Below are 3,187 nucleotides of genomic sequence, written 5' to 3'. Positions count from 1 at the left end.
CTAAATTTTAAAATTAAAAGAAAAATTTCTATTAGCATAATAATAGAAAAAATTAATTATTTAATTAAGAAAAAATATAAAAATTTTTGTTTTTGTATAAATAAAATAAATTTTTGTCCTTTTCATATATTTCAAAATATGTCTTTTAAAAAAGTTTTTATGATAGGAATGAGTAATGAATTTCTACCAAAAAAAATAAATCCTATAATTTTTGATTTAACTTATAAATTTTCTAATAAAAATAAAAAAAATTATTTAGATAAAGAAAAAAATATTTTATTAAAATTAATTATTTCTACAGAAAATAAATTATTTATTAGTTATACAAATAGTAATTTAAGTAATGATAATATATCTATATTAATTAATGAATTATTATTATATATTTCAAATAATTATTATTTAAAAAATAATTTTATTAAATATTTTTATAGAAAATATCAGAATAGTATTCTAGTAAAAAAACAAAACATGTTATGTTTTAATAATTTTAAAAAATTAAGATCAATTAATATTAATAAATTATCAATTAATAATTTAATTAATTTTTGGAAACACCCTGTTAAAGGTTTTTTTAATCAAAGACTTAAAGTATATTTAAAAAATTTACATGATATAACTATATTTGATGTAGAATCATTTAAAATTAATCCATTACAAGAATTTTTAATAAAAAAAAAAATATTACATACGTTTTTATTAAATAAAAACATTAATAATTTATATCTTTATTATTTAAATAAAGGTATTTTACCTTATGGATATTATGGTAAAATATGGTGGGAAGAAAAAATTTATAAGATAAATCAATTATTTAATAATCAATTTAAAAAATATAAATATGTAGAAAAAATTAATAAAATTAATTTAAATATTTCTAATCTTGTATTAGAAGGCAATATTAACTATTTTAGTTATCAAAAAAACTATATTATTTTGGAACCAAAAAAAATAGATATTAAATCTATCATTAGTTTATGGATTAATCATTTAATTTTATGTATAAATAATAATAAAAAATTTTTTTTATCCATTCATGGTATAGAAAATACAAAATTTAGTTTTCAATTTTTAGAAAAAAATCAAGCTTATTTTTTATTAGAGAAATATATTAATGGTTATATTTATGGTTTAAATAATCCTATTTTATTACCTATGAAAAGTTCTTGGATTTGGATAAAAAGTTGTTATGATGAAATAAAAAAACATATTAATTTAGATACTTATATACAAAATAAATCAAAAAAAAAATTTTTTTATTTTTGGAATAGTAACAACGTTATGAACGAATGTAATGATCCGTATTTTCAAAAATTAAATTTTTATTTAAATCATAAAAACTGGTTAGATACTAAACAATTAATAAAAAAATGGATGTTTGATTTATTATACTATAGTATTAATAAATAATATGATAAAAAAATTAACAAATTTTAAAGAATTTAATTCTTTTAAAGAAGATTTACAGGGTCAATATTTAATTGAAGCATCAGCAGGTACTGGTAAAACATTTAATATTATTATTATATATTTAAGAATGCTATTAGGTTTACATCAAAAAAAAATTAATACAAAACCATTAAATATAGATCAAATTTTAGTAGTAACTTTTACTGATATTGCAACACAAAATTTATATAAAAAAATTAAAAATAGTATTTATCTTTTAAGAATTGGATGTATACAAAGAATTAGTAAATATAATGTAATAAATAATCTTATTAAAGAAATAAAAGATTATAAAAATGCTAATATTTTATTATTAAAAGCTGAAAATAATATTAATAATGCATCTATTTATACAATACATTCTTTTTGTCAGAAAATTTTAAATTTAAAGAATTATGAAATTTATGATCTTTTATTAAATAAAAAAATTATTAGTGATGAATTAATTTTACAAAGAAAAGCTTCTATAATTTTTTGGAGAACATATTTATATGATTTACCTAAAGAAATAATAAAAATAATTTTATTATATTGGAAAAATCCAGATGATTTATTAAAATCACTATTACCATTTTTGTCACAACAAAAATTACCAGTTATAAAATATCCTTTTAAAAATAAAAATATTTGTGTACAATTTTATAAAAACAAAAAATATATTCAAAATATAAAAAAATATTGGATAAAATATAAAGACAAAATAATTAATATTATTAATAATTCTAATGTTAACAAACATATTTATAATAAAAAATTTATAAAAAATTGGATAAATATTATTAACAAATGGAGTTTATTAGAAACTAAAGATAATTTTCTTCCTAAAGAATTATTTAGATTTTCTCAAAAAATATTAATTAATAATACTATTAACCAAATTAATTCACCTAAATATGTATTATTTCAATATATTGATTTTTTTATAAATAAAATTATTAATTTAAAATATTTAATAATTATTAAAGCTATTAAATATATAAAAAAATTTGTATTACAAAAAAAAAAAAATAATAATGAAATAAGTTTTAATGATTTATTAAATATTTTAAATAAAAGTTTAAATACTAAATTTAGTCTTCAAATTATAAAAGACATAAGAAAATTATTTCCTGTAGTATTAATAGATGAATTTCAAGATACAGATATACAACAATATAATATTTTAAAAAAAATTTATTTTAATCAAAAAAATAATTTAATGATACTTATTGGGGACCCTAAACAAGCTATTTATTCTTTTAGAGGTGCTGATATTTTTACTTATTTAAAAGCTTCATCAGAAATAAAAAAACATTATACATTAACATATAATTGGCGTTCTTCTAGTACAATGATTAATGGTATTAATAAATTATTTTCTAACAGAACTTATCCTTTTTTATTTAAAAATATAGTATTTAATCCTATTAAATATAAACCAAAAAAACTAAATGATTATTTTATTATTAATAATAAAATAAAACCTGGAATAACTTTTTGGTTTATTAATAAAACAATGGATATAAATTCATATAGAAAAAAAATATCATATATTTGTGCATATGAAATATGTCAATTAATAATTTTAGGAAAAAAAGGAAAAGCTTTTTTTCAAAAAAATAATAAAAAAAAAAATATTAATATTTCAGATATAACTGTTATAGTTCGTAATAGATTCGAAGCAATAATTTTACAAAAAGAATTTATAAAATTTAATTTACCTTTTATTTATTTATCTAATTCTAATCATGTTTTTGAA

At 14.7% G+C, this 3,187-nt stretch carries 2 protein-coding genes; both read left to right on the top strand.

Annotation, left to right across the window (positions count from 1 at the left end; translation table 11 throughout):
- A partial coding sequence (locus tag GJT96_RS02100) for a PDDEXK family nuclease (RefSeq protein ID WP_169780549.1) occupies positions 1-1,410 on the top strand: 1,410 nt, incomplete at its 5' end.
- Between the two features lies 1 nt (position 1,411).
- Positions 1,412-3,187 (top strand): UvrD-helicase domain-containing protein (locus GJT96_RS02095; protein WP_169780548.1); only part of this gene is annotated, 1,776 nt, incomplete at its 3' end.

The sequence above is a fragment of the Enterobacteriaceae endosymbiont of Donacia piscatrix genome (genome assembly GCF_012569525.1).
Classification (GTDB): Bacteria; Pseudomonadota; Gammaproteobacteria; order Enterobacterales; family Enterobacteriaceae.
This window is presented reverse-complemented; position numbering and strand designations above follow the sequence as displayed.